At 70.2% G+C, this 4,111-nt stretch carries 4 protein-coding genes; 3 read left to right on the top strand and 1 reads right to left on the bottom strand.

Translation table 11 applies throughout. The features are described from left to right. Together VKN16_04270 and VKN16_04265 are read left to right on the top strand one after the other, a co-directional pair. Positions 1 to 1,154: AAA family ATPase (locus VKN16_04270; GenBank protein HME93420.1), on the top strand; the 1,154-nt coding region annotated here is incomplete at its 5' end. Then, entirely contained in the window at positions 1,151 to 1,537 is a 387-nt protein-coding gene (locus VKN16_04265) for a hypothetical protein (GenBank protein ID HME93419.1), read from the top strand. The genes VKN16_04270 and VKN16_04265, both read left to right, overlap by 4 nt. A gap of 11 nt (positions 1,538 to 1,548) precedes the next feature. On the opposite strand, the gene ftsH is transcribed toward VKN16_04265, so the two are convergent. Beyond that, a complete protein-coding gene (gene ftsH, locus VKN16_04260) occupies positions 1,549 to 3,606 on the bottom strand; it encodes an ATP-dependent zinc metalloprotease FtsH (GenBank protein HME93418.1) in 2,058 nt (685 codons plus the stop codon). A gap of 182 nt (positions 3,607 to 3,788) precedes the next feature. Here ftsH and VKN16_04255 point away from each other — a divergent pair. Further along, positions 3,789 to 4,111 (top strand): cation-transporting P-type ATPase (locus VKN16_04255; GenBank protein HME93417.1); only part of this gene is annotated, 323 nt, incomplete at its 3' end.

The following is a 4,111-nucleotide window of genomic DNA, read 5'->3' as shown; positions in this document are numbered from 1 at the left end:
AGGAGACGAAGGTCGAGATCGACAAGGCGATGCGCGCCTACGACCTCAACCGCGTGGCCGAGCTGCAGTACGGGACGCTGGCCGGACTCGAGCGTGAGCTCAAGGAAGAGGAAGAGCGGGCCCAGGCCGCCGGCGGACGCCGGCTCATCAAGGAAGAAGTGGACGAGGAGGACATCGCCGAGGTCGTCTCCCGGTGGACGGGCATCCCGCTCTCGAAGCTAATGGAGGGCGAGATGCAGAAGCTTCTCCGGCTGGAGGAGGAGCTTCACGAGCGTGTCGTGGGACAGGACGAGGCCGTCCGCGCGGTGGCCGATGCGGTCGTCCGAGCCCGGGCCGGCATCAAGGATCCCAAGCGCCCCATCGGATCGTTTCTGTTCCTGGGGCCGACCGGAGTGGGAAAGACCGAGCTGGCGCGCGCGCTTGCCGCGACGCTCTTCGACGACGAGGACAATATCGTGCGGCTCGACATGTCGGAGTACATGGAGAAGCACACCGTCGCGCGCCTCATCGGGGCGCCCCCCGGATATGTCGGCTACGAGGAAGGCGGCCAGCTGACCGAGGCGGTGCGGCGGAAGCCCTACTCGGTGGTGCTGCTCGACGAGATCGAGAAGGCGCACCCCGACGTCTTCAACGTGCTGCTCCAGGTGCTCGACGACGGCCGCCTCACCGACGGCCAGGGCCGCACGGTCAACTTCAAGAACACCGTCATCATCATGACCTCCAACATCGGCAGCCAGCTCATCCTCGAGGTGCGCGACGCGGACGAGCGCGGCTACCAGCGCATGCGCGAGCAGGTGCTCGAGGCGCTGCGCCGCCAGTTCCGGCCGGAGTTCCTGAACCGCGTGGACGAGATCGTGGTCTTCCGCGCGCTCACCGAGGCGGAGCTCGGGAAGATCGTGGAGATCCAGCTCGAGGGGCTGCGTCGCCGGCTCGCGGAGCGCCGGATCTCGATCGAGGTCACCGACGGGGCCCGGGCCCATCTGGCCCACGTGGGCTACGACCCGGTCTTCGGGGCGCGGCCGCTCAAGCGGGTGATCCAGCGGGAGGTCGAGACGCCGGTCGCGCGATTGATCGTGGCCGGCAAGCTGCGCGACGGCTCGGCGGTGCGGGTGGACGCGGCCGGGGACGCGCTGCGGGTGGAGCCGGTGGCGTGACCACCCTCGAGGACGTCATCGCCGCCGAGCTGGAGGCGCTCCTGCGCGCGGGGGTCCCGATCCGCGGGGTGCGCCTCACGGTGCGTGAGCTGGTCGTCTCGCGCATCGAGCGGGGGCCGCTGGGCCCGCGCGAGGTGAGCGACGCGGTCGAGGCGATGGTGCGCGCGGCCTGCCGGCTCGCCCGGGACGCGGGCGCGCCGGACGAGATGGTCGAGACGGTCTGTCGCGCGGCGCTGGAGGCGGTGCGCGGTCACGGCGGCGAGAGCGCCCGGTGGGTTCCCGAGGCGACCCGCGCGGCCTCCGCCGCGCTCGAGGAGCTGGCGCGGGAGGGCGGCGGGCACCCGACGTGGTGGTGGGTAGCCGGTCGGCTCTCGCGATGGTAGATGCGAGCGACTCAGCCCGTCCGCGCGCCGGCATTGCTGCCTTCCGTGGCGGGAAGGGGCAGCATCTTGTCGCTCAGGGGCGGGGCGGGCGGAAGTCCCGTGACCTCGAGGATCTCCTTCTCGTTGAGGGTCTCTCGCGAAACCAGCGCTTCGGCGAGCGCGTCGAGCTGCTTGCGATGTCGGCTCAGGAGGCGCCTGGCCTCGTCGTGGCCCTCATTGATGATCCGGAGCACCTCGGCGTCGATGGCTTCGGCGGTCGCCTCGCTGAACGGCTTCTCGCCGGTGTATCCGCTTGAGCCGCCCAGATAGGGATTCTCCCGCGGCGCGAGCTGCACCAGCCCGACCCGGTCGCTCATGCCCCAGCGCGTGACCATCCGGCGGGCCAGGTTGGTGGCTTGCTCGATGTCGCTCTCGGCCCCGGTGGTCCTGGTGCCGTAGACGATCTCCTCGGCCGCGCGACCTCCCAGCGCTCCGACGATCCGTCCCCGGAGATAGGCCTCCGGGTAGTTGTAACGATCGCTGTCGGGGCGCTGATAGGTGACGCCGAGGGCCTGCCCGCGCGGCACGATCGTCACGCGATTCACCGGATCCGCGCCCGGCACCACCAGGCCCAGGATGGTGTGCCCGCCCTCGTGGTAGGCGATGCGCTCCTTGTCGGCGCGAGTCAGCAAGAGGGGGCGCTCCGCACCGAGCACGATCTTTTCCAGCGCGTCGAGGAAGTCCTTGTGATGGACCTCGTTCTGGCCGCGCCGGGCGGCCAGCAGCGCCGCCTCGTTGACCAGGTTCCGCAGATCGGCTCCCGAGAATCCCGGCGTCGTGGCGGCGAGGTCGGCCAGGCTCACGTCGGCCGCGAGCGGCACCTTGCGGATGTGGACCTTGAGGATCGCCTCGCGCCCGGTCTTGTCGGGGAGGTTGACCACCACGCGCCGGTCGAAGCGTCCGGGTCGCAGGAGGGCCTTGTCGAGCACGTCCGGCTGGTTGGTCGCGGCCAGGACGATGATGCCCTCGCGGCTGGAGAAGCCGTCCATCTCGGTCAGGATCTGGTTGAGGGTCTGCTCCTGCTCGCTCGAGCCCCCGATCACCACCTGCCCCCGCGCGCGCCCGATGGCGTCCAGCTCGTCGATGAAGACGATCGCCGGCGCGTGCTCACGGGCTTGCTTGAAGAGGTCGCGCACCCGCGCCGCGCCCACCCCCACGATCATCTCCACGAACTCCGAGCCGCTCATGGAGAAGAACGGCACCCCGGCCTCTCCGGCGACCGCCCTCGCGAGCAGGGTCTTGCCGGTACCCGGCGCGCCCACCAGCAGGACGCCCTTCGGCGCCGTTCCGCCCAGGCGCGTGTACTTCGGGGGATCCTTGAGGAAATCCACGATCTCGACCAGCTCGTTCTCGGCTTCGTCGATACCGGCGACGTCGTCGAAGGTGACCTTCGTATCCTGCTCCTGGTCGTACCGACGCGCCTTGCTCTTGCCGATGCCCATGAGCCCTCCGCCCATCCCCATCCCTGCGCCCTGCCGCGCCCGGCGGAACATCCACACGTAGAAGCCGATGAAGAGCAGGGCCGGACCGAACCCGAACAGCAGCGTCGCCCAGGGGCTGCCACCTTCCTGGATCGGCTTGGCGAGGATCTCGACGCCGTGGGAGATCAGGAAGCCTTCGAGCCCGGGGTCCGAGAAGGAGGGAATCGTGGTGGTGAATGCGGTCACCGGCTTCGGGGATGGGGGCTCGCTCTTGGGCGCGGCCGCCTTGTTGGCCGGGGGCGAGGGCTCGCTCTTGGGCGCGGCGGCCTTGTTGGCCGGGGGCGAGTAGGTGACCGGGGCCTTGAATCGGCCGGTGATGGCGTCGCCCTGGGCGTGGATCGCCTCGACGTTGCCCTTCCCGACCTCCTCCTTGAACAGGGTATAGGGAACGGTGACCGGCCCCTCCGGGCCCGGGACCAGGAAGCGCGAGAGCGCGAAGTTCGCGACCAAGATCAGCAGGAACCAGAGCCAGGCCTTGCGCGGCACGTTTCCCGGTGCGCCCTTCCCGGGATCGGGCTTCCGTCCTGTCGGCGGGGTGGTCGGGCTCATGGCTGTCTCCTGTTCACGACCGTGTGAGGAACCGCGCGGCGCCTCCGCGAGACCCTCGGCAGCATGCGCCCGTGCCGGAGCCGTGTCAACGATGCGCGCCCTGAAGCCGGCACCGCAACCGCCATGCGGCCACGGGCACGTCTCGTGGCGGCCCGCCACGCGCAGAGGTAACCTATCCCGCCGTGGGCGCTCCATCCCTGACGCTCGATTCGACCGCCGCGTACCGACATCCGATCGACGAGGTGTTGACCGCGCTCGACACGGACGGCGAGCGCGGCTTGAGCGAGGGCGAGGTGCGCGCCCGGCTCGAGCGCTACGGCCGGAACGAGCTGACGACCGAGAAGCCGGTGCCGGCGTGGAAGAGGTTCCTCGCCCAGTTCCGTGACGTGCTCGTCGTCCTGCTGCTCGTCGCGACCGCGATCTCGGCCGGGCTCTGGGTCTACGAACGCGACTCCGCGCTGCCCTACGAGGCGATGGCGATCTTCGCGGTCGTGCTCCTGAACGC

This window comes from Candidatus Methylomirabilota bacterium, assembly GCA_035315345.1.
Lineage (GTDB): Bacteria > Methylomirabilota > Methylomirabilia > Rokubacteriales > CSP1-6 > CAMLFJ01.
Note: the sequence above shows the minus strand (reverse complement) of the source record. Positions and strands in the feature narration are given on the sequence as shown.